General features: G+C 68.1%; 23 protein-coding genes. 8 read left to right on the top strand and 15 right to left on the bottom strand.

All coding sequences use genetic code 11. From position 1 onward, the window contains the following. Window positions 1-38: 38 nt before the first annotated feature. The 3 genes from Y958_RS03645 to Y958_RS03635 are packed head-to-tail and all read right to left on the bottom strand — an operon-like array spanning window position 39 to window position 3,160. Window positions 39-1,034 (bottom strand): aldo/keto reductase, encoded by a 996-nt coding sequence (locus tag Y958_RS03645; RefSeq protein ID WP_088872454.1) that lies wholly within the window; start codon window positions 1,032-1,034, stop codon window positions 39-41. Between the two features lie 35 nt (window positions 1,035-1,069). Continuing rightward, window positions 1,070-1,750: a dienelactone hydrolase family protein gene (locus Y958_RS03640; protein WP_088870943.1), complete on the bottom strand. Its 681-nt coding sequence runs from the start codon at window positions 1,748-1,750 to the stop codon at window positions 1,070-1,072. Between the two features lie 36 nt (window positions 1,751-1,786). Beyond that, entirely contained in the window at window positions 1,787-3,160 is a 1,374-nt protein-coding gene (locus Y958_RS03635; RefSeq protein ID WP_088870942.1) for a YihY family inner membrane protein, read from the bottom strand. A gap of 155 nt (window positions 3,161-3,315) precedes the next feature. Between Y958_RS03635 and fabI the strand changes: the two genes are divergently transcribed. Together fabI and aroC are read left to right on the top strand one after the other, a co-directional pair. Continuing rightward, window positions 3,316-4,188 carry an enoyl-ACP reductase FabI gene (fabI, locus tag Y958_RS03630; RefSeq protein ID WP_198924784.1) on the top strand — a complete coding sequence of 291 codons (873 nt, stop codon included), beginning with the start codon at window positions 3,316-3,318 and terminating at the stop codon, window positions 4,186-4,188. A 6-nt stretch (window positions 4,189-4,194) separates the two neighbouring features. Further along, entirely contained in the window at window positions 4,195-5,274 is a 1,080-nt protein-coding gene (gene aroC, locus Y958_RS03625; RefSeq protein ID WP_088870941.1) for a chorismate synthase, read from the top strand. A gap of 139 nt (window positions 5,275-5,413) precedes the next feature. Here aroC and Y958_RS03620 read toward each other — a convergent pair whose 3' ends face one another. From Y958_RS03620 to pabB, 4 genes are all read right to left on the bottom strand, one after another. After that, window positions 5,414-5,866, bottom strand: a complete 453-nt coding sequence (locus tag Y958_RS03620; protein ID WP_088870940.1) for a hypothetical protein — start codon at window positions 5,864-5,866, stop codon at window positions 5,414-5,416. A 319-nt stretch (window positions 5,867-6,185) separates the two neighbouring features. Then, window positions 6,186-6,662, bottom strand: coding sequence for a Csu type fimbrial protein (locus Y958_RS03615; RefSeq protein ID WP_088870939.1), 477 nt, complete (start codon window positions 6,660-6,662; stop codon window positions 6,186-6,188). Between the two features lie 267 nt (window positions 6,663-6,929). Next, complete coding sequence (locus Y958_RS03610; RefSeq protein WP_088870938.1) at window positions 6,930-7,733, bottom strand: aminotransferase class IV; 804 nt, start codon at window positions 7,731-7,733, stop codon at window positions 6,930-6,932. Next, the gene (gene pabB, locus Y958_RS03605) at window positions 7,730-9,202 is read right to left on the bottom strand and encodes an aminodeoxychorismate synthase component I (protein ID WP_088870937.1); all 1,473 of its coding nucleotides are present in this window, start codon (window positions 9,200-9,202) and stop codon (window positions 7,730-7,732) included. Before pabB ends, Y958_RS03610 begins: the two co-directional genes overlap by 4 nt. A gap of 197 nt (window positions 9,203-9,399) precedes the next feature. Here pabB and sppA point away from each other — a divergent pair, with 197 nt between their 5' ends. Both sppA and Y958_RS03595 read left to right on the top strand, forming a co-directional pair. After that, window positions 9,400-11,202: a signal peptide peptidase SppA gene (sppA, locus tag Y958_RS03600; protein WP_088870936.1), complete on the top strand. Its 1,803-nt coding sequence runs from the start codon at window positions 9,400-9,402 to the stop codon at window positions 11,200-11,202. A gap of 131 nt (window positions 11,203-11,333) precedes the next feature. Further along, complete coding sequence (locus tag Y958_RS03595) at window positions 11,334-12,191, top strand: TerC family protein (RefSeq protein WP_088870935.1); 858 nt, start codon at window positions 11,334-11,336, stop codon at window positions 12,189-12,191. 50 nt (window positions 12,192-12,241) lie between these two features. Here Y958_RS03595 and Y958_RS03590 read toward each other — a convergent pair whose 3' ends face one another. The 8 genes from Y958_RS03590 to wrbA form a co-directional block, all read right to left on the bottom strand. Next, window positions 12,242-13,012 (bottom strand): TlyA family RNA methyltransferase, encoded by a 771-nt coding sequence (locus Y958_RS03590; protein ID WP_088870934.1) that lies wholly within the window; start codon window positions 13,010-13,012, stop codon window positions 12,242-12,244. Beyond that, window positions 13,012-14,928: a 1-deoxy-D-xylulose-5-phosphate synthase gene (gene dxs, locus Y958_RS03585; protein WP_088870933.1), complete on the bottom strand. Its 1,917-nt coding sequence runs from the start codon at window positions 14,926-14,928 to the stop codon at window positions 13,012-13,014. The genes Y958_RS03590 and dxs overlap by 1 nt, the downstream gene beginning before the upstream one ends. A gap of 27 nt (window positions 14,929-14,955) precedes the next feature. Beyond that, on the bottom strand, window positions 14,956-15,855 hold the full coding sequence (locus Y958_RS03580) for a polyprenyl synthetase family protein (RefSeq protein ID WP_088870932.1): 900 nt from the start codon (window positions 15,853-15,855) through the stop codon (window positions 14,956-14,958). Between the two features lie 30 nt (window positions 15,856-15,885). Continuing rightward, window positions 15,886-16,137 carry an exodeoxyribonuclease VII small subunit gene (locus Y958_RS03575; protein WP_040845047.1) on the bottom strand — a complete coding sequence of 84 codons (252 nt, stop codon included), beginning with the start codon at window positions 16,135-16,137 and terminating at the stop codon, window positions 15,886-15,888. Between the two features lie 158 nt (window positions 16,138-16,295). Next, window positions 16,296-17,225 (bottom strand): histone deacetylase family protein, encoded by a 930-nt coding sequence (locus tag Y958_RS03570; protein ID WP_088870931.1) that lies wholly within the window; start codon window positions 17,223-17,225, stop codon window positions 16,296-16,298. Window positions 17,226-17,334: 109 nt separating this feature from the next. Further along, entirely contained in the window at window positions 17,335-17,571 is a 237-nt protein-coding gene (locus Y958_RS03565; protein ID WP_088870930.1) for a sulfurtransferase TusA family protein, read from the bottom strand. Further along, on the bottom strand, window positions 17,568-17,954 hold the full coding sequence (locus tag Y958_RS03560; protein ID WP_088870929.1) for a DUF423 domain-containing protein: 387 nt from the start codon (window positions 17,952-17,954) through the stop codon (window positions 17,568-17,570). Before Y958_RS03560 ends, Y958_RS03565 begins: the two co-directional genes overlap by 4 nt. Before the next feature lie 142 nt (window positions 17,955-18,096). Beyond that, complete coding sequence (gene wrbA, locus Y958_RS03555) at window positions 18,097-18,699, bottom strand: NAD(P)H:quinone oxidoreductase (protein WP_088870928.1); 603 nt, start codon at window positions 18,697-18,699, stop codon at window positions 18,097-18,099. Window positions 18,700-18,868: 169 nt separating this feature from the next. Here wrbA and Y958_RS03550 point away from each other — a divergent pair, with 169 nt between their 5' ends. The 4 genes from Y958_RS03550 (at window position 18,869) to sufC (ending at window position 23,271) form a co-directional block, all read left to right on the top strand. Next, on the top strand, window positions 18,869-19,831 hold the full coding sequence (locus Y958_RS03550; RefSeq protein WP_088870927.1) for a LysR family transcriptional regulator: 963 nt from the start codon (window positions 18,869-18,871) through the stop codon (window positions 19,829-19,831). 666 nt (window positions 19,832-20,497) lie between these two features. Further along, window positions 20,498-20,947, top strand: a complete 450-nt coding sequence (locus Y958_RS03545; RefSeq protein ID WP_338039198.1) for an SUF system Fe-S cluster assembly regulator — start codon at window positions 20,498-20,500, stop codon at window positions 20,945-20,947. 20 nt (window positions 20,948-20,967) lie between these two features. Further along, entirely contained in the window at window positions 20,968-22,452 is a 1,485-nt protein-coding gene (sufB, locus tag Y958_RS03540; protein WP_004272932.1) for a Fe-S cluster assembly protein SufB, read from the top strand. Window positions 22,453-22,518: 66 nt separating this feature from the next. After that, the gene (sufC, locus tag Y958_RS03535; protein ID WP_088870925.1) at window positions 22,519-23,271 is read left to right on the top strand and encodes a Fe-S cluster assembly ATPase SufC; all 753 of its coding nucleotides are present in this window, start codon (window positions 22,519-22,521) and stop codon (window positions 23,269-23,271) included. Window positions 23,272-23,284 lie beyond the last annotated feature (13 nt).

The raw sequence follows: 23,284 nt of genomic DNA, 5'->3' as shown, positions 1-23,284 counted from the left end.
GGGCGGGGCCTCGCGGCGCCCGCCCATTTTATTTCACCTCAGCGATCCACCATGGCCATGGCGCGCTCGACATAACGGGGGCCGGCCACCTGGTAGGTGTCCAGCGCCGCGTCCAGGCGGGCCACATCTTCCGCCGACAATTTCAATGCATCGGCCGCCAGGTTCTCTTCCAGGTACTTGCGGCGCTTGGTCCCGGGGATGGGCACGATGTCCGGCCGCTTCTGCAACAGCCAGGCCAGCGCCACCTGCCCCGCCGTGGCGCCATAGCCCTGGGCGACGTCGCGCACGAATTCCGCCAGGCGCATGTTGGCGTCAAAATTGTCGCCCTGCAGCCGGGGATCGTTCTTGGAGCGGTAGTCGTTCTCCGGATACTCCTCCGCCCGCTTGGCGATGCCGGTGAGGAAGCCGCGCCCCAGGGGGCTGAACGGCACCATGCCGATACCCAGCTCGGCTAGCAGGGGCAGCACGTCCTGCTCCAGGTTCCGTTCCCACAGGGAATATTCGCTCTGCAAGGCCGTGACTGGCTGCACCGCATGCGCCCGGCGGATGGTGTCGCATCCGGCCTCCGACAGGCCGAAATACAGCACCTTGCCCTCCTGGATCAGGTCCTTGACGGTGCCGGCCACGTCCTCAATGGGCGTGTTGGGGTCGACGCGGTGTTGGTACAGCAGATCGATACGGTCGGTGCACAAGCGCTTCAGCGACGCCTCGACGACCTCGCGGATATGCTCCGGCCGGCTGTCGGTTCCACTCAGCGGCCCCTTGCCCTCGCCGATGACGAAGCCGAACTTGGTGGCGATCTGCACCTGGTCGCGACGGCCTTCCAGAGCGCGGCCCAGCAGTTCCTCATTGGTGTAGGGGCCGTAGACCTCGGCCGTGTCCAGGAAGGTACAGCCCAGCTCGATGGCGCGGTGCACGGTGGCGATGGATTCCGCGTCATCGGGGCTGCCGTAGGCATGGGTCATGCCCATGCATCCCAGGCCCAGCGATGAAACCTCCAGGCCCTGACGGCCCAGCGTGCGTCGTGTCAGCATGTCCAACTCCCGTTTGTATTCTTGTCGGGCCACCGTCACCGGCCGCTGTTGCCGCGGAAAAGGTCCAGCGTGCGCTTGCGGGCCAGCTGCGCGTCCTCAAGGTTAGAGTCAGGCCGGCCGTCGTTGTTGAAGCCATGGCCGGAGTTCTCATAGATGTAGACCGGCACGTCCGGGTGCGCCTTCTGAAGGGTCTCCGCCACCTGGTCGGCCGGGATGTGCTGGTCCTTGCGGCCGAAATGGCAGATGACCGGGCAGAGCGGCGTCAGGTTGGCCAGGCCGGCCACGCCGCCGCCATAATAGCTGGACACCGCCGCCAGGCCCTGGACCGTGGCGGCCGCGCGCCAGGCGACGGTGCCGCCGTAGCAATAGCCCACCAGGAAGACGGGGCCCTTGTCCTTCAGCGCGTCGACGCAGGCCTGGACGTCGGCCACTGGATTTTCGGCGCCATTGGCCTGGGCGTATTGGCGACCGACCGCGAAGCCATGCTCGTCATGCCCGGCGACGAAACCCTTCTCCTGGCGGTCGAACATGGAGGGGGCGATGACTTCGAAGCCCAGGGCGGCCCAGCGGGCCACATCCTCCGCCACATAAGAATCCAGGCCGAAAATCTCCTGGATGACGATGACGCCGCCCTGGCGGGCGCCCTCAGGCTCCGCATGTAGGGCGGTGAACTCGAACCCGTCGACGGGGGAGCGCAGCGTGATGGTCGTGGCCATGTCGGCCTCCTGTTTGGTGGAAAGACGTATAGGGACTTAGCGTCCCGGGGGCTGGGCGGCCACCCGCATGCGCTCTTCCGCCGCGAGCTGGGCCGGCGTCGCCGGCGGCGCGGCGGGCACGGCGTCGGGGGCTAAGAGGTCGGCCAGGGGTGTTTCCATCGCGGCGCCGGCATCGTGCCGCACCTGCTCGAAAATGCCGTGCACCTTGCGCTGCCAGGGGGCCTGCAGATGGCCCACGGACAAGAGGTCGCCCCACATGCCGAAGTCCAGCGCCAGGTACAGGTCGCTGAGGGTGGCGTCGTGCAGGTCGCGGGTGGCGACCCAGGCGCCGTCGGCGGTGCGGATGGTCCAGCTGGCGGCGCACAGCTGTTCCAGCATGCCGTCCACCGCCACAGCGCCCACCGGCACCCGGGCGATGACATCGGCCCGCTTCAGGGCATGGCCGTCGCGGGCGGCCAGCATCAACTCCCGCAGGATGGCCAGGGCCACCACCAGGCGCTGGGCCGGCGACAGGCCGGCGGGCCCCATCTCGGTGATGCGGCCGGAGCGCCATTCCGGCAGGGCCGCCGTCACCTCCGCCCCGAACAGGATCAGGCACCACACCAGGTACAGCCACAGCAACACCGTGGGCAGCACCGACAGGGCGCCGTAGATGGTGGTGTAGGTATGGACCTCGCCGATGTAGAGGGCGAAGCCGACCTTCGCCACCTCCATGGCGACGCCGGCCACCACGCCGCCCACCATGGCGTCCTGCCAGCGCACCGGCCGGGTGGGGATGGCCAGGTAGGTGAGGCCGAAGAAAGCCGTCTCCAGCAGGCCGGGCAGCACACGGCGCACCAGTTCCACCACCACCGAGCCTTCGGCGCCCAGGTAGGAGACGGCGACGGAGGACAGCGACAAACTGACGCCCAGCAGCAGGGGCGCCATGGTCAGCACCGCCCAGAAGGACAGCAACCGCACCAGCACCGAGTGCCGCTCACGGCTGCGCCATATGGCATTGTACGCCCCCTCGATGGAGAAGAAGAGCAGGATGGACGTGATCGCCAGGCCCAGCACGCCCACCCCCGTCATGGTTCCGGCGTTGCTGACGAACTCATGCAGGCGGTCGTTCAGGTTCTCCCCCACTTGGGGCACCAGGTTCTCCAGCAGCAGCATCTCCGCCTCGGCCCGCAGCTTCTGGAAGGCGGGGAAGGCCTGGAAAATGGCGAAGCCCACGGTGAACAGCGGCACCACCGCCAGTAGGCTGGTGTAGGTGAGCGAGCCCACCGCCTGCAGGCAGTTGTCGCGATAGAAGCGGCGGACGGCGTAGCTGGTGACCCCGACGAAGGCCAGGATGAAGTGCTGTACCGAATACGGCAGGCGGTCGGTCAGCCGGGCCCAGGCGGGGGATTGGGTTCGCATTTCAGTCATGGAACCCCGCCCCTACCCAGGCTTCGAAGCGTAAAACTGCCAAGGGAAGACCTTTCGCGCGTGTATTCTAGGTGTGCGCAGATATAGGGCGCCCAGCCTTTGACCGCAAAACCGCTTCGTGTAGGATGCGCGCCTAATTTTCCGGAGAGAGACGGATGACCATTTCGACGGCAACCCCCGCCCCCGGGCCCGCCACTGGGACCCTGATGGCCGGCAAGCGCGGCCTGATCATGGGCGTTGCCAATGACCGGTCCATCGCCTGGGGCATCGCCAAGGCGGTCGCCGCCCAGGGGGCCGAGCTGGCCTTCACCTATATGGGCGACGCGCTGGCCAAGCGCGTGAAGCCCCTGGCCGAACAGCTGGGCGTGCCCCACGTCCTGCCCTGCGACGTCACCGACGAAGCCAGCATGGACGCGGTGTTTGCGACCCTGAAGGAACAGTGGGGAACCCTGGATTTCGTGGTGCATGCGATCGGCTTTTCCGACAAGAACGAGCTGGACGGCCTGTACCTGAACACCTCCCGGTCTAACTTCGCGTTGACCATGGATGTTTCCTGCTACTCGTTCACCGCCATCGCCCAGCGGGCGGTGCCGATGATGACCAACGGCGGCAGCCTGCTGACCCTCAGCTATTATGGCGCCGAACGGGTGATGCCGCATTACAATGTGATGGGTGTCGCCAAGGCGGCGTTGGAGGCCAGCGTGCGCTACCTGGCGGCGGACCTGGGCCCCCAGAACATCCGCGTCAACGCCATCTCCGCCGGTCCCATCAAGACCCTGGCGGCCAGCGGCATCGGCGACTTCCGCGCCATCCTGAAGTGGAACGAGCTGAACGCGCCCCTGAAGCGCAACGTCACCATCGGTGAGGTCGGCAACTCCGCCCTTTACCTGCTGAGCGACCTGGGCAGCGGCGTCACCGGCGAAGTCCATCATGTCGACAGCGGCTACCACACTGTGGGCATGCTGGCGGTGGACAGCGCCGCGGAGACCTCGGCCCTGCTGCAGAGCCTGGTCAAGTCGGAAGGGTAAGCGGCCATGGCCGGTAACGGCATCGGAACGCAGTTCCGCTTCACCACCTTCGGCGAAAGCCATGGGGTGGCGCTGGGTTGCGTGGTGGACGGCGTCCCGCCCCTGATGGACCTGGACGAGGCCTGGATCCAGTCCTTCCTGGATCGGCGCAAGCCGGGGCAGTCGCGCTTCACCACCCAGCGGCGCGAGCCGGACGCGGTGCGCATCCTGTCGGGCGTGTTCGAGGGCAAGACTACGGGCACGCCTGTCTGCCTGATGATCGAGAACGAGGACCAGCGGTCCAAGGACTACGGCGACATCAAGGACAAGTTCCGGCCGGGGCACGCCGATTACACCTATTGGGAGCGCTATGGCATCCGCGACTATCGCGGCGGCGGACGCTCCTCCGCGCGCGAGACGGCGGCCCGCGTCGCGGCCGGCGCCGTCGCCCGCCGGGTGCTGGAGGCGGTGCCGGGTGGCGTGACCATCCGCGGCGCCCTGGTGCAGGTGGGTCCGCACAAGGTGGACCGCGCGCGCTGGGATTGGGATCAGGTGGACCAGAACCCCTTGTTCTGCCCTGACGCCGTGGCGGCGGAGGAATGGGCCGCCTACCTGGACGGCATCCGCAAGAACGGTTCGTCCGTGGGCGCGGTGGTCGAGGTGGTGGCGTCCGGCGTGCCGGCTGGCCTGGGTGAGCCCATCTACGACAAGCTGGACAGCGACCTGGCCCGCGCCATGATGACCATCAACGCAGTCAAGGGTGTGGAAATCGGCGCCGGCTTCGCTGTGGCCGAGCTGACGGGCGAGGAAAACGCCGACGAGATGCGGGCGGGGCCCGACGGCAAGCCCGCCTTCCTGTCCAACAACGCCGGCGGCATCCTGGGCGGTCTGTCCACGGGGCAGGACGTGGTCGTCCGCTTCGCCGTGAAGCCCACCAGCAGCATCCTCACGCCCCGTCGCACCCTGGACGTGCACGGGAACGAGACGGACATCCTGACCAAGGGCCGCCACGACCCCTGCGTCGGCATCCGCGCCGTGCCGGTGGGCGAGGCCATGATGGCCTGCGTGCTGGCCGACCATTGGCTGCGCTTCAGGGCTTACAGGTAGGCCCTTGAGTAAGCCCGTTGGGGCGCCGGGCGACGGCGCTCGCCCCTTGGGCTCGCCACTTGGCTTCGTAAGAACGGCAACGGCCCCGCCTGGACGACAGGCGGGGCCGTTTTGCTTTTGGGGGCGGATCCTCGTGGGCTTACTTGCCGGCGATGGTGATGGTCAGGGTGTCGCTGTAGCTGCCGGCGATGGCCTGAGCATTGGCCGGGACCGTCACGGCTACGGTGGCGGTCTTGCCGAACTGGGCGCTGGAGCGGGTGACGTTCACGGTGCCGGTGCCGGACTGGCCGTCGTAGATGGTGGTGTAGCTGACGGGCGGCACGGTGGGGCTGGTGCCGCGCAGGCTGCCGCCGTTGGCGGAGGCAATGGTGATGGTGTAGCCCGCGCCGTCGTTGCAGGTTTCGACCACGCTGCCGACGGTGACGTTGCTGGAGCCGGCCAGGATGTTCAGCTGGGTCTGGGCGTCGGTCACCGCCACGGTGCAGGTCTGGGCCACGGTGCCGCTCAGCTTGATGCTGCCCGAGGTGTCGGCCAGGGCCGGGGCGGCGAACAGAACGGCGGCGATGGCGGCAACGGCGGCGAAGCGGATCATGACGAAGGTTCCTATCGGTTCGGCTGGGCTTGTTGCCCGTTTGCTTGATGCTTCCGTTATAAGCAATTCGAGTGCCAGGTCTGCCGCATGTCCAGGCCAGTTCGTTAACACGTTGATATTATTTAGATATATAGGATTAATCCCGATGCGCCCATTGACCCCAATGGAAGCGTCATTGCGATCTGCAATGCCCCATCTTTCAAATGTTCAGCAGAATCAATGCATTAGTATTTGCAGTCCGCCAGCATGCGGATACGAAAAAGGGCGCCCCGGCGTGGGGCGCCCTCTTCCGAACCTGAGGGTGACCGTCGCTGGCGGCTTACTTGCCGGCGATGGTGATGGTCAGGGTGTCGGCATAGCTGCCGGCGATGGCCTGGGCGTTGGCCGGAACCGTCACGGAGACGTTGGAGGTCTTGTTGAATTGGGCGCTGGAGCGGGTGACGGCGAAGCTGGCGCCGGAGCCGTTGGTGCCGTCATAGCTGGTGGTGTAGCTGATGGCCTGAGCACCAGTGGCCGACGACTTCAGCGTGCCGTTGTTGGAAGAGGCGACGGTGATGGTGTAGCCGGCGCCGTCATTGCAGTTCTCGACCACGCTGCCGACGGCGACGTTGCTGGAGCCGGACAGGATGTTCAGGGTGGCGCCGGCATCGGTGACGGCCACGGTGCAGGTCTGGGCGACGGAGCTGTTCAGCTGGATAGTGCCCGAGGCGCCGGCGGCGGCGAAGGCGGGGGCGGCGGCGAACAGGGCCCCAGAAAACAGGACAGTGGCGGCGGCAGCGGCGGCGATGCGGATCATGATGAGGTTCCTATCGGTTCGGTGGGCGCTTCAGCGGCCCCGGTTGGTTCATGTCTCGTTATAAGCACCCGCCGTGCCAAGGATGGGCCGAACCGCGTGGCAAACATCAAAATCCAATAAATTCGATACCTTAAGGTAATTCGCCGCCCAAAGGGATTTTACTTCCTTTGTCGTAAGCCTTGCGAGGTACGTCCTATTAATGCATCCCGCATCGCACCCTTGGGATAGGGTCGCCCGAAACCCTTGCATCATACGATGCAAAATGCGTCAGGTGAGCCGTAGGGCCGCCGCCGCCATGGCTCCGGGCCGACCATCGCCCACCGCCTGGCCATCCAGTGCCACCACCGGCCGCACCATGAGGCTGGAGGTGAAGAACACCTCCGTCGCGCACGACAGGTCGGCCGGCGCCAGGGTCCGCTCCTCGCCCCCCAGGGCGGCGAGAACCGCCGCGCGCCGGGTACCCGGCAGGGCGCCGGACATAAGCGGCGGGGTCACCAGGGCGCCATCCACCATCGCGAACAGCGTGGCAGCGGTGGCGCAGGCCACCTGCCCGGCGGTGTTGAGCAGCACGGCGTCGTCCGCGCCACGGGCCATCGCCTCAGTGCGCGCCAGGATTTGGTCCAGGTAGTTCAGGCATTTGACGCCGCTGAGGGGCGAATGCTCATTGCGGCGGGTGACGGTGGCGGTCACCACCCGTGCGGGCGGCAGCGGGGTGCCGCCGGGCGCGGCCGTGACCAGCAGGGTGGGCACCGGAACGGCCGGGCGCGGCAAGCCGCGGGCGCCCGGCCCGGCGCTGACCGTCAACCGCAGCGAGCCGTCCTTGAGGTCGTTGGCGACCGCCGTGTCGGCCAGGGCGGCGGCCAGGGTGACCGGCGGCGGCAGGGGCAGGCCCAGCACGGTCGCACCCCGGGCCAGGCGGGCCAGGTGGGCGTCCAGGCGCACCACGGCCCCGTCCCGCCAGCGCACCGTCTCAAACAAGCCGTCACCCAGCAGGAAACCCCGATCGGCCACGCCGATACCGGCGGACGCCGCCGGCAGCAGGGCGCCATTCAGCCAGACCAGGCCCGTCATGCCGCCTCGCTTCCCGGTTCCGGCCCGGCCATCACCCCAGGCGGCGGCCAAGCCATGGCCGGGTCCAGCGCCGTCAGCAGGGCACGCGCCTTGACCAAGCTCTCTTCATATTCCGCCGCCGGGTCGCTGTCGGCGACGATGCCGCCACCGGCCTGCACCACCACCTGTCCCGCCGCCATGGCCAGGGTGCGGATGATGATGCTGCTGTCCATGGCGCCGTCCCAGCCCATCCACAGGACGGATCCGCAATAGGGCCCGCGCCGCGCCGGCTCCAGCTCATGGATGATCTCCATGGCGCGGATCTTGGGCGCCCCGGTGATGGAGCCGCCGGGAAAGGTGGCGCGCAGCAGGTCGATGGCGCCCAAGCCCGGCGCCAGCCGCGCCATCACGACGCTCACCAGGTGATGCACGGTGCGGTAGCTTTCCAGCCCGCACAGCGTGGGCACGGTGACGGAACCGACCACCGCCACCCGCGACAGGTCGTTGCGCATCAAATCGACGATCATCAGGTTTTCCGCCCGGTCCTTGGCGGAGGCCAGCAGCTCCGCCGCCAGGGCGGCGTCACGCACCGGATCGGCGTCGCGCGGCCGCGTGCCCTTGATGGGCCGCGTCTCCACCCGCCCCTCCGCATCCACCGCCAGGAAACGTTCGGGCGACACCGACACCACGGCGCGGGCCTCTCCGCCTTTTGGGCCCAGATCCAGCAGGGCGGAGAAAGGGGCCGCCGCGCGGGTGCGGAGACGGACGTAAAGGTCCAGCGGCGCCACGCCCAGCGCCAGCGTGCCCAGGAAACGCTGGGTGATGTTGGCCTGGTAGATGTCGCCGGCGGCGATGTAGTCCACCGTGCGGGCCACGGCGGCCTCATGATCCGCCCGGCTCCATCCCGCGCGCCAGCCGGGGGCGGCCAGCCACGGCCCCTCCCCCGCCGTCACCGCCGGGCGTGGGGTCGCCAACAGGTCGCGCCACTCCTCCGCTTCCGCCCAACGGGAAGACAGGACCCAGGCGCGGCCGGCGGCGTGGTCGATGGCGACGATGCGGTCGTAGAAGCCCACCGCCATGTCCGGCAGGCCGATGCCCTCGGCCCGGGGGGCCGGCAGCGTCTCCAGCTGGCCGCCCAGCTCATAGCCCAGGAACCCCACCGCCCCACCCCGGAAGGGCGGCAGGCCATCGGGCACCGGCGCGTCCCCCAGCCGGGCACGGCCGGCCTTCAGCAGGGCGCCCAGCGTGTCCAGGGCGTCCGCCCCCGCCGGCCGGCCGTCCACGGTGACAACGCCATCCGCGCACTCCACCCAGGCGTGGGGGGCGGCGCCGACATAGCTGTAGCGGGCGCGGGCGGCGTCGGCGGCGCCACCGTCCAGCAGGAAGGGCCGGGGCAGATGGGCCAGCCGGGCATAGACCACCACCGGGTCCGGCAGCGGAATTTCCAGCGCGACGATGCCGCCGGGCGATGCGAAATGGGGGGGTGTCATGAGCGCGGACCTTACCCCTTCCTCCCCCGCTTCGCCAACGCCGGCCTCGGCCGAAAGGCCGAAAGGGTGGGCATAGACATGAAGGCACAGAAGGGCATGGGTCCGCCTAAGCGGCCCTACCGCCCGGCCGCCTTGGCAAGCCTCACGCGCTGTGGTGGTATGGCAGCCGGATTTTACGGCTTCCAGGAACCGCGTTCATGCGTTTCATCGTCCGGTTGTTCGCCCTTATCGGCCTGTTCGGGGTCCTGCTGACGGCGGGATTGATCCTGTTGGCCATCAAGGCGAAGGACAAGCAACCCACCCTGCCCCAGTCCGTGGTGCTGGAGTTCAACTTCGAGCGACCCTTGGCGGAGGCGCCGGGCGAGGACGGCTGGTCCAGCCTTCTCACCAGCCGCCGCGGCAGCGTGCGCGAGGTGATCGACGCGCTGGAACAGGCCGGCCGCGACCCCAAGGTCAAGGGCCTGGTGGCCAAGGTCGGCAACGCCAGCCAGGGCATCGGCACCACGCAGGAACTGCGCGACGCCATCGCCCGCTTCCGCGCCACCGGCCGCTTCGCCTACATCCATGCCGAAAGCTACGGCGACGCCGGCAGCGGCATGACCCCCTACTACCTCGCCAGCGCCTTCGACCAGGTGTGGCTGCAACCGGTGGGCACGGTGGGCATCACCGGCATCGCCGTCACCCAGACCTTCTTCCGGGGCGCCTTGGACAGCATCGGCGTGCAGCCACAGATCTCCAAGCGCGCCGACTACAAGACAGCGGCCGAGATGTTCGCCGAGAAGCAGGCCACCCCCGCCAACCGCGAGATGACGGAAAGCCTGGCCGGCGACATCTACGACCAGATGGTGCTGGGCATCGCCGATGGCCGCCACCTGAACCCCGACGCGGTGAAGGCCGCCATCGACCACGCCCCCCTGCTGGACAGCGAGGCGCTGGCGTCCAAGCTGGTGGACAAGCTGGGCTATTTCGATGAGGTGGAGGCTGCCGCCAAGGAGCGGGCGGGCGGCAAGGCCGCCGGCGCCGACACGGTCGACCTGCTGACCTACGGCAAGATCGCCGGCAGCGCCTACACCCAGGGCCCCACCGTCGCCCTGATCGTGGGCGAGGGTGAGATCGTGCGCGGCGGCAAGGACGGCGGCGCCTTCAATGACGAGCCGTCATTCGCCGCCAACCGCATCGCCGACGCCTTCGACACCGCCATCGAACAGTCCAACGTCAAGGCCATCCTGTTCCGAGTGAACAGCCCGGGCGGCAGCCCCGTGGGATCGGAAACCGTGCGCCACGCGGTGGACCGGGCGCGCAAGGCCGGCAAGCCCGTCGTCATCTCCATGGGCGACGTGGCGGGGTCCGGCGGCTATTGGGTCGCCATGGATGCCGACCGCATCGTCGCCCTGCCGGGCACCCTGACCGGGTCCATCGGCGTGCTGGGCGGCAAGTTCGTGGCCAAGGGCCTGGCCGACAAGCTGGGCGTGGGCGTGGACCAGGTGACGCGGGGCGCCAACGCCACGATCTGGAGCCCGGCCAGCCCCTACACCGACAGCGAGGCCGCCCGCCAGGACGCCATGCTGGACGCCATCTACGCCCAGTTCACCGAGGGCGTGGCCAAGGGCCGCAAGCTGGACATCGACAAGGTGCGCGAGCTGGCCAAGGGCCGCGTCTACACCGGCCGCCAGGCCAAGGATCTGGGCCTGGTGGACGCCCTGGGCGGCTATGACATCGCCCTGCAGCAAGTGCGGCAGGTGGCGGGCATTCCCGGCAACGCCGACCTGCACATCGTCCAGTTCCCCCGGCCCAAGAGCGGGTACGAGATGGTGCTGGACCTGTTCAACGGCAAGGCGGCGGCGGAAATGGCCAGCGTGGCCCAGGCGCGCGGGGCGGAGAAGGTGCTGGCCGACTACGGCCCCCTGCTGGACATGGTGCAGCCCATGGTCCGCGCCGCCAAGCGGCAGGAACAGGTGCTGATGATGCCGGACCTCAGCGTCAACGGCGCCGCCCGCTGACCGCGGCGGGAAACGACCCCCGGCCTGGGCCTCCCGGGCCGGGGGTCTTCTTTTGGATTGATGGGGGCCCACTCTGGCAGGTGCGGCAAATCGTCCCTATCTGACAAGCTCACAACGAACAGGCCCCATTGATGGACTTCCTTGCCGATCCCGGCATTTGGCTCGGGCTCTTGACCCTGGTCTCCCTCGAGGTCGTCCTCGGCATCGACAATCTGGTCTTCATCGCCATCGTCGCCGACAAGCTGCCGGCGGAGCAGCGCAACCGCGTGCGCCTGGTGGGCCTGTCCTTGGCGCTGATCATGCGCCTGCTGCTGCTGTTCTCCATCTCCTGGATTGTGACGCTGACCCAGCCACTGTTCAGCGTGGCCGGGTTCGCCCTGTCGGGACGCGACCTGATTCTGGTGCTGGGTGGCGCCTTCCTGCTGGCCAAGGGCACGATGGAGCTGCATGAGCGGCTGGAGGGGGGCGCGGGGCACAAATCCCCCAAGCCCAGCGCCGCGGCCAATGCCTTCTGGCGGTCGGTGGTGCAGATCGTGCTGCTGGACGCGGTGTTCTCACTGGACAGCGTCATCACCGCGGTGGGCATGGTGGATGAGTTGCCCATCATGGTGGCGGCCGTCTGCATCGCCATGGGCGTCATGCTGGTGGCGTCCAAGCCGCTGATGGCCTTCATCTCCCGCCACCCCACCGTCATCATCCTGGGCCTGGGCTTTCTGCTGATGATCGGCTTCAGCCTGGTGGCGGAGGGCCTGGGCCTGCACATTCCCAAGGGCTACCTCTACGCCGCCATCGGCTTTTCCATCCTGATCGAGGCCGCCAACCAACTGGGCCGGCGCAAGCGCGCCTCACCCGAGGCCGCCGGACGCGAGGCCCTGCTGCGGGGCTTGCGTGACACGCCGGACGGCAAGGTGACCATCACGGATGGCCAGGGCCAGGTGCGGGTCACCGCCTCCACGGCCGACGCGCTGGCGCTACTCGATCCGCGCTGAGCGCCCCCCATTGGTGGCGCATCAGTCGCGGCGCGGCAGTCGGCGGCGCATCAGTCGCGCCGGGCGCCGATCAGGAACTCCCTGTTGCCCTCGGGGCCCAGGATGGGGCTGGGGTCCACGCCCAGGACCGTCCAGCCGGGGCGGGCGGACAGCCAGGCAACCACGGTGTCGCAGACCTCCTGATGCAGTTCGGGTTCCCGCACCACGCCGCCCTTGCCCACGCGGCCTTTGCCCACCTCGAACTGCGGCTTGATCAGGGCCACCAGCCGGCCGCCGGGCCGCACCAGGTCCAGGGCCGCCGGCAGCACGGTGGCGAGGCCGATGAAGCTGGCATCGCACACCACCATGCCGATGGGGTCGGGAATCTCATTGCTGGTCAGGTGCCGGGCGTTGGTCTTTTCCATGACCACGACACGCGGGTCGGTGCGCAACTTCCACGCCAGCTGGCCGTGGCCCACGTCGACGGCATAGACCTTGGCCGCCCCCCGCGTCAGCAGCACGTCAGTGAAGCCACCGGTGCTGGCGCCCACGTCGATGGCGGTGACACCCGTTGGATCGAATCCGAAATGATCCAGGCCATGCACCAGTTTCAGCCCGCCCCGCGACACCCAGGGATGGTCCTGGCCCTTTAAGGTCAGGGGCTTGTCGGCGGGGATGGTCTGGCCTGGCTTGTCGATGCGCAGGGTGTCGGCATAGACCAGGCCGGCCAGCACCAGGGCCTGGGCCCGGGCGCGGCTTTCCACCAGACCGCGTTCCACCAGGGCCTGGTCCACGCGGATTTTTCCCGGCTTCTGGGCCTTCTGCGAGCTTTCTTCCGACATCAGGCGTTGGGCGTCCGCGCCGCCGCCTGGCTCCCCAGCGCCTTGAGCACGGTATCGACGATGCCGTTGGCGTTGAGGCCGGCCTCGTCATACTGCTTGGCCGGGTTGTCGTGTTCCTGGTAGCGGTCGGGCAGCACCATGGGGCGGAACTTCAGGCCGCTGTCGAACAGCCCCTCCTCCGCCAGGAACTGCATGACCTGCGCGCCGAAGCCGCCCACCGAGCCTTCCTCGATGGTCACCAGCACCTCGTGCCCAACCGCCAGCCGGCGCACCAGTTCCCGGTCGATCGGCTTGGCGAAGCGCGCGTCCGCCACCGTCGTCGACAGGCCCCGCGCCGCCAGATCCTCGGCGGCCTTGCACGCCTCGCCCAGGCGCGTGCCCAGGCTCAGGATGGCCACGGTGTTGCCCTCACGGACAATGCGGCCCTTGCCGATGGGCAGAACCTCGCCCTTCTCCGGCATCTCCACGCCCACGCCCTCGCCGCGCGGATAGCGCAGCGCGATGGGGCCGGCGTCATAGGCCACGCTGGTCGCCACCATGTGCACCAGCTCCGCCTCGTCCGCCGCCGCCATCACCACCATGTTGGGCAGGCAGCACAGGTAGGCCAGGTCGAACGCGCCCGCGTGCGTCGCGCCGTCCGCCCCCACCAGGCCCGCCCGGTCCATGGCGAAGCGCACCGGCAGGTTCTGGATCGACACGTCGTGCACCAGCTGGTCGTACCCGCGCTGCAGGAAGGTCGAGTAGATGGCCACGAAGGGCTTGTACCCCTCCGTCGCCATGCCGGCCGCGAAGGTCACCGCGTGCTGCTCCGCGATGCCCACGTCGAAGGTGCGCGTGGGGAAAGCCTGGCCGAACAGGTCCAGTCCCGTGCCCGACGGCATCGCCGCCGTGATCGCCACCACCTTGTCGTCGGCCTTGGCCTCCTTCATCAGGGCGTCGGCGAAGACACGGGTGTAGGTCGGCGCGTTCGCCTTGGCCTTGGCCTGGGCGCCCGTCACCACATCGAAGCGGCCCACCGCGTGCAGCTTGTCGGCCGAGGCCTCGGCCGGCGCGTAGCCCTTGCCCTTCTGCGTCACCGCGTGGATCAGAACCGGCCGGCCGTTCGGCTCGTCCCGGATGTTCTCCAGGATGGGCACCAGCTGGTCCAGGTCGTGCCCGTCGATGGGGCCGACGTAGTAGAAGCCCAGCTCCTCGAACAGCGTCCCGCCCATGACCATGCCGCGGGCGTATTCCTCAACCCGCCGCGCCGCGTTCTGCAGCGGACGGGGCAGGTGTTCCGCCACCTGCCGGCCGATGTCCCGCAGGTTGCGGTACTGGCTGCTGCTGACCAACTTGGCCAGGTAGCCCGACACGGCACCCACCGGCGGGGCGATCGACATGTCGTTGTCGTTCAGGATCACCACCAGGCGCGAGCCCAGGGCCCCAGCGTTGTTCATGGCCTCGTACGCCATGCCGGCCGAGATCGACCCGTCGCCGATCACGGCGATGACGTGGTTGTTCCCGCCCGCCAGGTCGCGCGCCACCGCCATGCCCAGCCCGGCCGAGATGGAGGTGGAGCTGTGCGCGGCACCAAACGGGTCGTACGCGCTCTCCGACCGGCGGGTGAAGCCAGACAGGCCCCCGCCCTGGCGCAGCGTGCGGATGCGGTCGCGCCGGCCCGTCAGGATCTTGTGCGGATAGGCCTGGTGCCCCACGTCCCAGATGATGCGGTCCGCCGGCGTGTCGAACACGTAGTGCAGCGCCACCGTCAGTTCCACAACACCCAGGCCGGCACCCAGGTGCCCACCCGTCACCGACACCGCGTCGATGGTCTCGGACCGCAGCTCGTCCGCCACCTGCCGCAGCTGCTCAGGGCGCAGCGCGCGCAGGCGCTCAGGCGTCGGACACTGGTCCAACAACGGGGTCTTCGTCGCCATTCATCGGCTCCCAATCAAACTTTTCTTTTAAGACCGCCGATCCACAACGAAGCGCGCCACCGCCTGCAACATCGACGCCCGGCCCTCGAAAATCTCCAGATGCCGCGTGGCCTGGTCGGCCAGCCGGCCGGCCTGGTCGCGGGCCCGTTCCAGCCCCAGGATGGACACGAAGGTCGCCTTGCCCGCCGGCTTGTCGCGGCCCACGGACTTGCCGGTTTCGGCCTCCGTCCCTTCCACGTCCAACAGGTCGTCGGCGATCTGGAAGGCCAGACCCAAATCGTGGGCGTAGGCCTGCAGGGCGTGGAACTGAGGCGGCGAGGCCCGGCCCAGGATGGCGCCGGCCGTGGCGGCGAAGGCGATCAGCTCGCCCGTCTTCATCCGCTGCAGCCGGGTGATGGCGCCGATGTCCAAGGGCTGGGTTTCGGCGATCAGGTCCAGCATCTGGCCGCCCACCATGCCGCGCGGGCCGGAGGCCTTGGCCAGGGCGGAGACCAGGGCGCAGCGCACCCGGGGATCCTCATGCGTCTCCGGGTCGGTCATGACCTCGAACGCGGCGGTCAGCAGGGCGTCGCCCGCCAGGATGGCCGTGGCCTCGTCGAACTGGCGGTGCACTGTGGCCCGGCCGCGCCGCAGGCTGGCGTCGTCCATGGCCGGCAGGTCGTCGTGAATCAGGGAATAGCAATGGACGAATTCCACCGCCGCCGCCACGCGCAGGGCGCAGGCCGGGCTGACACCGAACAGGCGGGCGCTTTCCATGACCAGGAAGGGCCGCAGCCGCTTGCCCCCGCCCAGGCAGCCGTAGCGCATGGCCTCGTACAGCTTGGCTTCCGCCATGCTGCTGCGGGGCAGCAGGATGTCGATCGCGGTTTCCACCTGTTCGACGGTGTCCGCCATGGCGGCGGTAAGGGTTTTGGGCAAGCTGGGCATCAGGGCATACTCGGGCGAAAGGGTACGGGCTTAATCGATGCGGGCCGGTTCCGTGCCCACCGTTCCGTCACCGCCCAGGGTGATACGGTCGACCTTTTCCTGGGCCTCCCGCAGCTTCCCCTCGCAATGGCGCTTCAGCAGGGTGCCGCGCTCATAAAAACCGATGGCGTCGTCCAGCTTGGCCTTGCCGTCCTCCAGCTGGCGCACGATGCGCTCCAGCTCACCCAAGGCGTCCTCGAAACTCATGGCCTTGATATCGGCCGGCAGGGTCAGTTCAGTCATAGGGTGTCCACATCAACGCTTGGAACGGCAAAACGGCAACGGCGCCAGCGGCGCCGTAAATCACAGGCAGGCGACTGTAGGACCGGGCGGCACCCCGCCGCAAGCATCCTGGCCGGGAGGCTGTCCTATCACGGGCGGGGACTTGGCGTCCCGCCTCCTCACACCTCCATCAGCGTGCCCACATGGGCGGCGACGCAGGACGCCAGCGCCGTCGGATCATAGCCCCCTTCCAGCGAGGAGACCAAGCGGCCCCGGCAATGACGGTCGGCGATGGCCGCGATTTCGGCCGTCGCCCAGGCGAAATCATCCTCGACCAAGGCGAGGTCGGCCAGCGGGTCGGCCCGGTGGGCGTCGAAACCGGCGGAAATGAAGATAAGTTCCGGGGCGAAAGCGTCCAGGGCCGGCAACAGCCGCGACGTCATGCCGGCGCGAAATTCCGCGCCGGTGGAACCCGCGCGCAACAGTACGTTCACCACCGTGCCGTAATCCCCCCGGTCGCCCAGGGCGCCGGTGCCGGGGTAGAGGGGCCACTCATGGGTGGATCCATAGAACAGGTCGGGGTCATGTTCCGCCAGGGTCTGGCTGCCGTTGCCGTGGTGCACGTCGAAATCGACGATGGCGACGCGCCGCAGGCCGTGGGCGAAGCGCGCATGCTCCGCCCCGATGCCGACATTGTTGAACAGGCAGAAGCCCATGGACTGCCCCGGCTCCGCATGATGACCCGGCGGGCGGATGGCACAAAAGGCGTTGCGCACCTCGCCCGCCATCACCGCGTCCACCGCGGCGCAAACGGCCCCGGCGGCATGCAGCGCCGCCTCGAACGAGCCGGGGGACAGAACGGTGTCGCCGTCCAGCGACACGATGCCGGTGATGGGGGTCGCGGCCTGCAGGCGGGCCACCAGGTCGGGGGTGTGCACCCGTTCCACCTGGTCCAGCGTGGCGCGCGGCGCCTGCCGGCGGTCCAGGTATTGGAAACGCTCGGCGTCCAGCGCGCGCAGCACGGCCGACAGACGGCCGGGGTTTTCCGGGTGGCCCGGCCCCGTCTCATGTTCCAGGCAGGACCAGTGGGTGAACAACGCCGTCGCCATGGTGACCGTTTCCTCGCATGCCCGCTTATTATTAAGCCGGCATCATCACCGATGCGGCCGGCCGGCCGCCAGTGCCTTACCGGCAGCCGTTACCGAAGAATGATCCAGATCAGGCCGGACCAGCCCGGCGTATCGTGAAGGTCAGCACCCCGTCCACCTCATCGGCGGACAGCAGGGCGTGGCCGGCAGACTGGCAGAAGGCGGGCACGTCGCGCCGGGAGGCCTGGTCAGTGGCAAGCAAGGTCAGGATATCCCCCGGCGCCATGGCCATCAGGGCCTTGCGCGCCCGCAGGACCGGCAGGGGGCAGACCAGGCCCTTGGCGTCCAGGCTGCGATCCCCGCTCATCGCGGCGCCTTCACGGCGGCGGCGGCCAGGAACAGCCAGCCCAGGATGAAACTGAAGCCGCCCAGGGGCGCCACGGCCCCCAGCGCGCTGGGACCCCACCACCCCAGACCATAGAGCGCGCCGCCGAAAAGGACCGCGCCCAGCAGGAACAGCCAGCCGGCCAGGGTCGCGAAAGATCGGTGGAGCAGATGCCCACCCAGCGTGGTGGCCACGGCGGCTGCGACATGCATCAGCTGGTACTGGCTGGCGGTCTGCCACAGGCCCACGGCATGGGCGTCGCGCACGGACGCCAAGCCGTGAACGGCATAGGCGCCGGCCGCCACCGCCAGCGCGCCAATGACACCCGCAATCGCCACCCGCAGCCGGGCATCCGCAGTGAGCATTCCCCTATCCCCTTCGCATTCAAGATGGTGGGCAGGATATGAGACGGCGGTGCCGGAACCGCAAGCGATCCTTGAAAAAGCGAACGGGCCGCCCCGGTAAGGGACGGCCCGCCGCTGAATTGAACAGTCTGAGCCAGACCGATCAACCGGCCAGCTTGGCGGCGATGCCAGCCACGTGGGCGCCCTGGAAGCGGGCACCGGCGAGCTCGTTCTCGCTGGGCTGGCGCGAACCGTCGCCGTTGGCGATGGTGGTGGCGCCATAGGGGCTGCCGCCCGTCACCTGGGAATTGTCGGTCTGGCCCTGGAAGCTGTAGGGCAGGCCTACGACCACCATGCCCTGGTGCAGCAGCGTGGTGTGGAAGGACAGGATGGTGCTTTCCTGGCCGCCATGCTGGGTGGCGGAGGACACGAACACGCTGCCGACCTTGCCAATCAAGGCGCCCTTGAACCACAGGCCGCCCGTCTGGTCCAGGAAGCTGCGCATTTGCGAGGCCATCATGCCGAAGCGGGTGGGGGTGCCGAAGATGATGGCGTCGTACTCCGGCAGCTCATCCACCGTGGCGATGGGGGCCTCCTGGTCCAGCTTCACGTGCGCCTTCTGCGCCACGTCCAGCGGCATGGTCTCGGGCACGCGCTTCACCACCACCTCGGTGCCAGCCACCGACCTGGCGCCCTCGGCCACGGCCTTGGCCATGGTTTGGACGTGGCCGTAGCTGCTGTAGTAGAGGACGAGAACCTTGGCCATTGCCATCTCCATCAATTGGTTGGGCCGGGCGCCTGGTGCGTTTCGGACCGCGCGGCGTTGCGATGGACGGACCATAGCCGTGTTCCGCATTGCGGATAATCTGGTGACTGGGCATAAAATTGTTCCGCACCCCGCAACAATCCTGGCACCGGCTCTCAAGGACCGACGCATGGACCGTCTGGATGACATGGCCTTGTTCGCCCGCGTGGCGGAAACCCGCAGCTTCACCGTGGCCGCGGCCAAGCTGGGCCTGTCGCGCTCCGCCGCCAGCCGGCGCCTGACGGAACTGGAGGCGCGGCTGGGCGCCCGGCTGCTGAATCGCACCACCCGGCGCATCAGCCTGACGGAAGCGGGGGAGACCTATCTGGTCCGGGTGCAACAAATCCTGGCCGACGTGGACGAGGCCGACCGCTCCGTCGCCAGTTTGCAGGCGGCGCCGCGGGGCGTCCTGAAGGTTGCCGCCCCCATGAGCTTCGGCATGCAGCACCTGGGGCCGGCCATCGCCGACTTCCTGTCCGCCTTCCCGGACATCGAGGTGGAGATGGACCTGAATGACCGCTTCGTCGACCTGGTGGATGAGGGTTACGACGTGGCGGTGCGCATCGGGCAGTTGAAGGACAGCTCGCTGGTGGCCAAGCGCATCTGCCCCGCCCGGGTGGTGCACGCCGCCAGCCCGGCCTATCTCACCCGCCGGGGCGTGCCCCGCGCGCCCGAGGATTTGGCCCAGCACGACTGCCTGATCTACACCAACATTCCCCAAGGGGCGCAGTGGCTGTTCCGCGCCACCCCGCTGACCCCCGGGGCAGCGCGGGGCGGCAACCACGACCCCGACGCGGCCACCCGGCTGGTGAAGGTCAACGCCCGCCTGCGCGCCAACAACGGCGACGTGCTGCTGGAGGCCGCCTGCGCCGGCGTCGGCATCGTGGCCCTGCCCACCTTCATCTGCGGCAAGGCCCTGGCGGAGGGCCGGGTGGTGCCCATCCTGCAGGAATGGGCGGTGAACCGCAGCGCCATCAACGCCGTCTTCCCCGCCAACCGCCACCTGTCATCCAAGGTCCGCGTCTTCGTCGACTTTCTGGCCGACCGCTTCGGCCCCAACCCCTATTGGGACGTGGGCTTGAGGCTGGGTTGAGCAACCCAAGCCCTCCGCTCCCTCCTTTCATGGAGCGAAGCGACAAGGACGCGACCGCATCCGCCGGAGATTTCCGGGGAGCGTAGCGGACTGGAAATCGAGGATCAGCCAAGCGGCCGGATGCCGGCGCCCGGCGCCTGAGGGAACACCAATTAAAAACGGCGGATCAGGTTTGGGCCCCTGAGGGCATCCATCCTGGTCCGCCGTTTTTTCTCAGTCGGATGGGCAAAAGCCTCGAAACCGCATCCAGGGCGGCCGCTTTGCCGCGATAGATCCGACCGTGTTTCCGGACGTCCCACCATGCCGGGGGTTTCGTTCGGTTCAAGCGCGGGCTATGCCGCCCGCCTCCTGAAACGAAGCGTGCGCCTGGCAGGCCACGGGGTCAAACGCCGATCGGTCATGCCGCAGAGCAGCGGCCGCCCGCCCAGGACATACCGGGTTAACAGACCCCCGGCCGCGTCCTTGACCTTACGCCTCCGGGGTACTCCGCCGGCGAACCCGCTTTTGCTGCAACCCGCCCATCCGGGCGGTTCATATGCCGCAAAACATCCTCGCTTGACATGGAAAGGGGAGTGGCTACTTAAAGGGTACTGATTTGGTCCGGATTGCCGGACCGGATTTTCACCCAGGCACAGGACCCCAAACCACGTGATCCGGCTGAGCAAATTGACGGACTACGCAGTCGTGGTGATGACCGCGATGATCCAGGGCGACGGCGGCCCGCATACCGCCATCTCGCTCGCGGAGCGTACCGGCCTGCCGGCCCCCACCGTGTCCAAGATCCTGAAGCTGCTGGCCCGCGACGGCCTGATGGCCTCGCACCGGGGTGCCACCGGCGGATACCGCCTGGCGCGCGCGCCCGATGCCATCAACGTGGCCCAGATCATCGCCGCCATCGACGGCCCCATCGCCCTGACCGACTGTGTCGAGGGGGCGGCCGGGGCCTGCGGGGTGGAGAGCCTATGCCCCCGCCGGGGCAATTGGGACCGGGTGAACCGCGCCGTCCGCGGCGCCCTGGAAGGCGTCAGCCTGGCCGACATGGCCCGGCCGTCGTTCCCCGATCCCGTCCTGCCCAAGGCGGCGCCGGCCCTGCCGGCCACCGCCGACGCTATTTGATTTCGAGGAAGAGCGAAAACATGGCCGCCACCGAACAGACCGTCGAACAGGTCCGCGCCGTCACGGAGCAGAAGTATAAGTACGGCTTCACGACCGAGATCGAGTCCGACCTGGCGCCCAAGGGCCTGAACGAGGACATCGTCCGCTTCATCTCCGCCAAGAAGGGGGAACCGGAGTGGCTGCTGGAATGGCGCCTGCAGGCCTACCGCCACTGGCTGACGATGGAAGAGCCGACCTGGGCCATGGTCGACTTCCCCAAGATCGACTACCAGGACAGCCATTATTACGCAGCACCCAAGGCCGCCAAGGACAAGCCCAAGTCCCTGGACGAGGTCGATCCCGAGCTGCTGGCCACCTATGAGAAGCTGGGCATCCCGCTGAAGGAACAGGCCATCCTGGCGGGCGTCGAGGGAGCCGGCGAGATGCCGGCCGTGGCTGTGGACGCCGTGTTCGACAGCGTGTCGGTCGCCACCACCTTCAAGAAGAAGCTGGAGGAGAAGGGCATCATCTTCTGCTCCATCTCCGAAGCCATCCGCGAGCATCCGGAGCTGGTGCGCAAGTACATGGGCTCGGTCGTGCCCTACTCCGACAACTACTACGCCACGCTGAACTGTGCGGTGTTCACCGACGGGTCGTTCGTCTACATCCCCAAGGGCGTGCGCTGCCCCATGGAGCTGTCGACCTACTTCCGCATCAACGCCTCCAACACCGGGCAGTTCGAGCGCACGCTGATCATCGCCGACGAGGGCAGCTACGTCAGCTACCTGGAGGGCTGCACCGCCCCCATGCGCGATGAGAACCAGCTGCACGCCGCCGTGGTGGAGCTGGTGGCCATGGATGACGCCACCATCAAGTATTCCACCGTCCAGAACTGGTACCCGGGCGATGAGAACGGCAAGGGCGGCATCTACAACTTCGTGACCAAGCGCGGCGCCTGCCGCGGCAAGAACTCCAAGATCAGCTGGACGCAGGTGGAGACGGGTTCCGCCATCACCTGGAAATACCCCAGCTGCATCCTGCAGGGCGACAATTCGGTGGGCGAGTTCTATTCGGTCGCCATCACCAACAACTACCAGCAGGCCGACACCGGCACGAAGATGATCCACATCGGGAAGAACACCCGGTCGACCATCGTGGCCAAGGGCATCTCCGCCGGCAAGGCGCAGAGCACCTATCGCGGCCTGGTGCGCATCCTGCCCAAGGCCGAGGGTGCGCGGAACTACACCCAGTGCGACAGCCTGCTGATCGGCGACAAGTGCGGGGCCCACACCGTGCCCTACATCGAAAGCCGCAACCGCACCGCCCGGGTGGAGCATGAGGCCACCACCGCCAAGATCAGCGAGGACCAGCTGTTCTACTGCCGCGCCCGCGGCCTGTCCGAAGAGGACGCCGTGGGCCTGATCGTCAACGGCTTCTGCCGGGAGGTCCTGAAGGAGCTGCCCATGGAGTTCGCGGTCGAGGCGCAGAAGCTGGTCGCCATCAGCCTGGAAGGCAGCGTGGGCTAAGGGCGCCGCAACCGCCCCTGTCCACCCAAGCTGCACACGACATTCGGTTTCAAGGAACGTTTCAAGATGCTGGAAATCAAGAACCTGCACGCCACCATCGACGGCAAGGAAATCCTGAAAGGGATCAACCTGACCATCAACCCAGGCGAGGTGCACGCCATCATGGGCCCGAACGGTTCGGGCAAGAGCACCCTGTCCTATGTGTTGTCGGGCCGCGACGGCTATGAGGTGACCGAGGGTTCCGTGACCTTCCAGGGCAAGGACCTGCTGGCCATGGAGGCTGAGGAGCGGGCGGCGGAGGGCGTGTTCCTGGCCTTCCAGTACCCGGTGGAAATCCCCGGCGTGTCCAACACCACCTTCCTGAAGACGGCGCTGAACGCCGTGCGCAAGCACAAGGGCCTGCCCGAGCTGGACGCCATGCAGTTCTTGAAGCTGATCCGCGCCAAGGCCAAGGCCTTGAACATGAACGACGACATGATCAAGCGCGCCGTCAATGTCGGCTTCTCGGGCGGCGAGAAGAAGCGCAACGACATCCTGCAGATGGCCATGCTGGAGCCCGGCTTCGCCATCCTGGACGAGACCGACAGCGGCCTGGACATCGACGCCCTGAAGCTGGTGGCCGATGGCGTGAACAGCCTGCGCAGCCCCGAGCGCTCCATGCTGGTCATCACCCACTACCAGCGCCTGCTGAGCTACATCGTGCCGGACCACGTGCACGTCCTGGCCTACGGCAAGATCGTGCGCAGCGGCGGCAAGGAGCTGGCGCTGGAGCTGGAAGCTAAGGGCTATGCCGAATTCGGCTCGCCTGAAGCCGCCTGAGGGGAACGCGCGC

The sequence above is a fragment of the Nitrospirillum viridazoti CBAmc genome, assembly GCF_000730165.1.
GTDB lineage: Bacteria > Pseudomonadota > Alphaproteobacteria > Azospirillales > Azospirillaceae > Nitrospirillum > Nitrospirillum viridazoti.
This window is presented reverse-complemented; position numbering and strand designations above follow the sequence as displayed.

Excerpts from the sequence above, each read along its gene's own strand:
- Y958_RS03615 (WP_088870939.1), bottom strand. The coding sequence starts at position 6,662 with ATGATCCGCATCGCCGCCGCTGCCGCCGCCACTGTCCTGTTTTCTGGG.
- pabB (WP_088870937.1), bottom strand. The coding sequence starts at position 9,202 with ATGACACCCCCCCATTTCGCATCGCCCGGCGGCATCGTCGCGCTGGAA.
- Y958_RS03645 (WP_088872454.1), bottom strand. The coding sequence starts at position 1,034 with ATGCTGACACGACGCACGCTGGGCCGTCAGGGCCTGGAGGTTTCATCG.
- Y958_RS03565 (WP_088870930.1), bottom strand. The coding sequence starts at position 17,571 with ATGAGCGGGGATCGCAGCCTGGACGCCAAGGGCCTGGTCTGCCCCCTG.
- Y958_RS03550 (WP_088870927.1), top strand. The coding sequence starts at position 18,869 with ATGGACCGTCTGGATGACATGGCCTTGTTCGCCCGCGTGGCGGAAACC.
- Y958_RS03590 (WP_088870934.1), bottom strand. The coding sequence starts at position 13,012 with ATGTCGGAAGAAAGCTCGCAGAAGGCCCAGAAGCCGGGAAAAATCCGC.
- Y958_RS03560 (WP_088870929.1), bottom strand. The coding sequence starts at position 17,954 with ATGCTCACTGCGGATGCCCGGCTGCGGGTGGCGATTGCGGGTGTCATT.
- Y958_RS03640 (WP_088870943.1), bottom strand. The coding sequence starts at position 1,750 with ATGGCCACGACCATCACGCTGCGCTCCCCCGTCGACGGGTTCGAGTTC.
- Y958_RS03570 (WP_088870931.1), bottom strand. The coding sequence starts at position 17,225 with ATGGCGACGGCGTTGTTCACCCACTGGTCCTGCCTGGAACATGAGACG.
- Y958_RS03580 (WP_088870932.1), bottom strand. The coding sequence starts at position 15,855 with ATGCCCAGCTTGCCCAAAACCCTTACCGCCGCCATGGCGGACACCGTC.
- Y958_RS03635 (WP_088870942.1), bottom strand. The coding sequence starts at position 3,160 with ATGACTGAAATGCGAACCCAATCCCCCGCCTGGGCCCGGCTGACCGAC.
- sufC (WP_088870925.1), top strand. The coding sequence starts at position 22,519 with ATGCTGGAAATCAAGAACCTGCACGCCACCATCGACGGCAAGGAAATC.
- Y958_RS03620 (WP_088870940.1), bottom strand. The coding sequence starts at position 5,866 with ATGATCCGCTTCGCCGCCGTTGCCGCCATCGCCGCCGTTCTGTTCGCC.
- Y958_RS03610 (WP_088870938.1), bottom strand. The coding sequence starts at position 7,733 with ATGACGGGCCTGGTCTGGCTGAATGGCGCCCTGCTGCCGGCGGCGTCC.
- sufB (WP_004272932.1), top strand. The coding sequence starts at position 20,968 with ATGGCCGCCACCGAACAGACCGTCGAACAGGTCCGCGCCGTCACGGAG.
- wrbA (WP_088870928.1), bottom strand. The coding sequence starts at position 18,699 with ATGGCCAAGGTTCTCGTCCTCTACTACAGCAGCTACGGCCACGTCCAA.
- sppA (WP_088870936.1), top strand. The coding sequence starts at position 9,400 with ATGCGTTTCATCGTCCGGTTGTTCGCCCTTATCGGCCTGTTCGGGGTC.
- Y958_RS03595 (WP_088870935.1), top strand. The coding sequence starts at position 11,334 with ATGGACTTCCTTGCCGATCCCGGCATTTGGCTCGGGCTCTTGACCCTG.
- dxs (WP_088870933.1), bottom strand. The coding sequence starts at position 14,928 with ATGGCGACGAAGACCCCGTTGTTGGACCAGTGTCCGACGCCTGAGCGC.
- Y958_RS03575 (WP_040845047.1), bottom strand. The coding sequence starts at position 16,137 with ATGACTGAACTGACCCTGCCGGCCGATATCAAGGCCATGAGTTTCGAG.
- fabI (WP_198924784.1), top strand. The coding sequence starts at position 3,316 with ATGACCATTTCGACGGCAACCCCCGCCCCCGGGCCCGCCACTGGGACC.
- aroC (WP_088870941.1), top strand. The coding sequence starts at position 4,195 with ATGGCCGGTAACGGCATCGGAACGCAGTTCCGCTTCACCACCTTCGGC.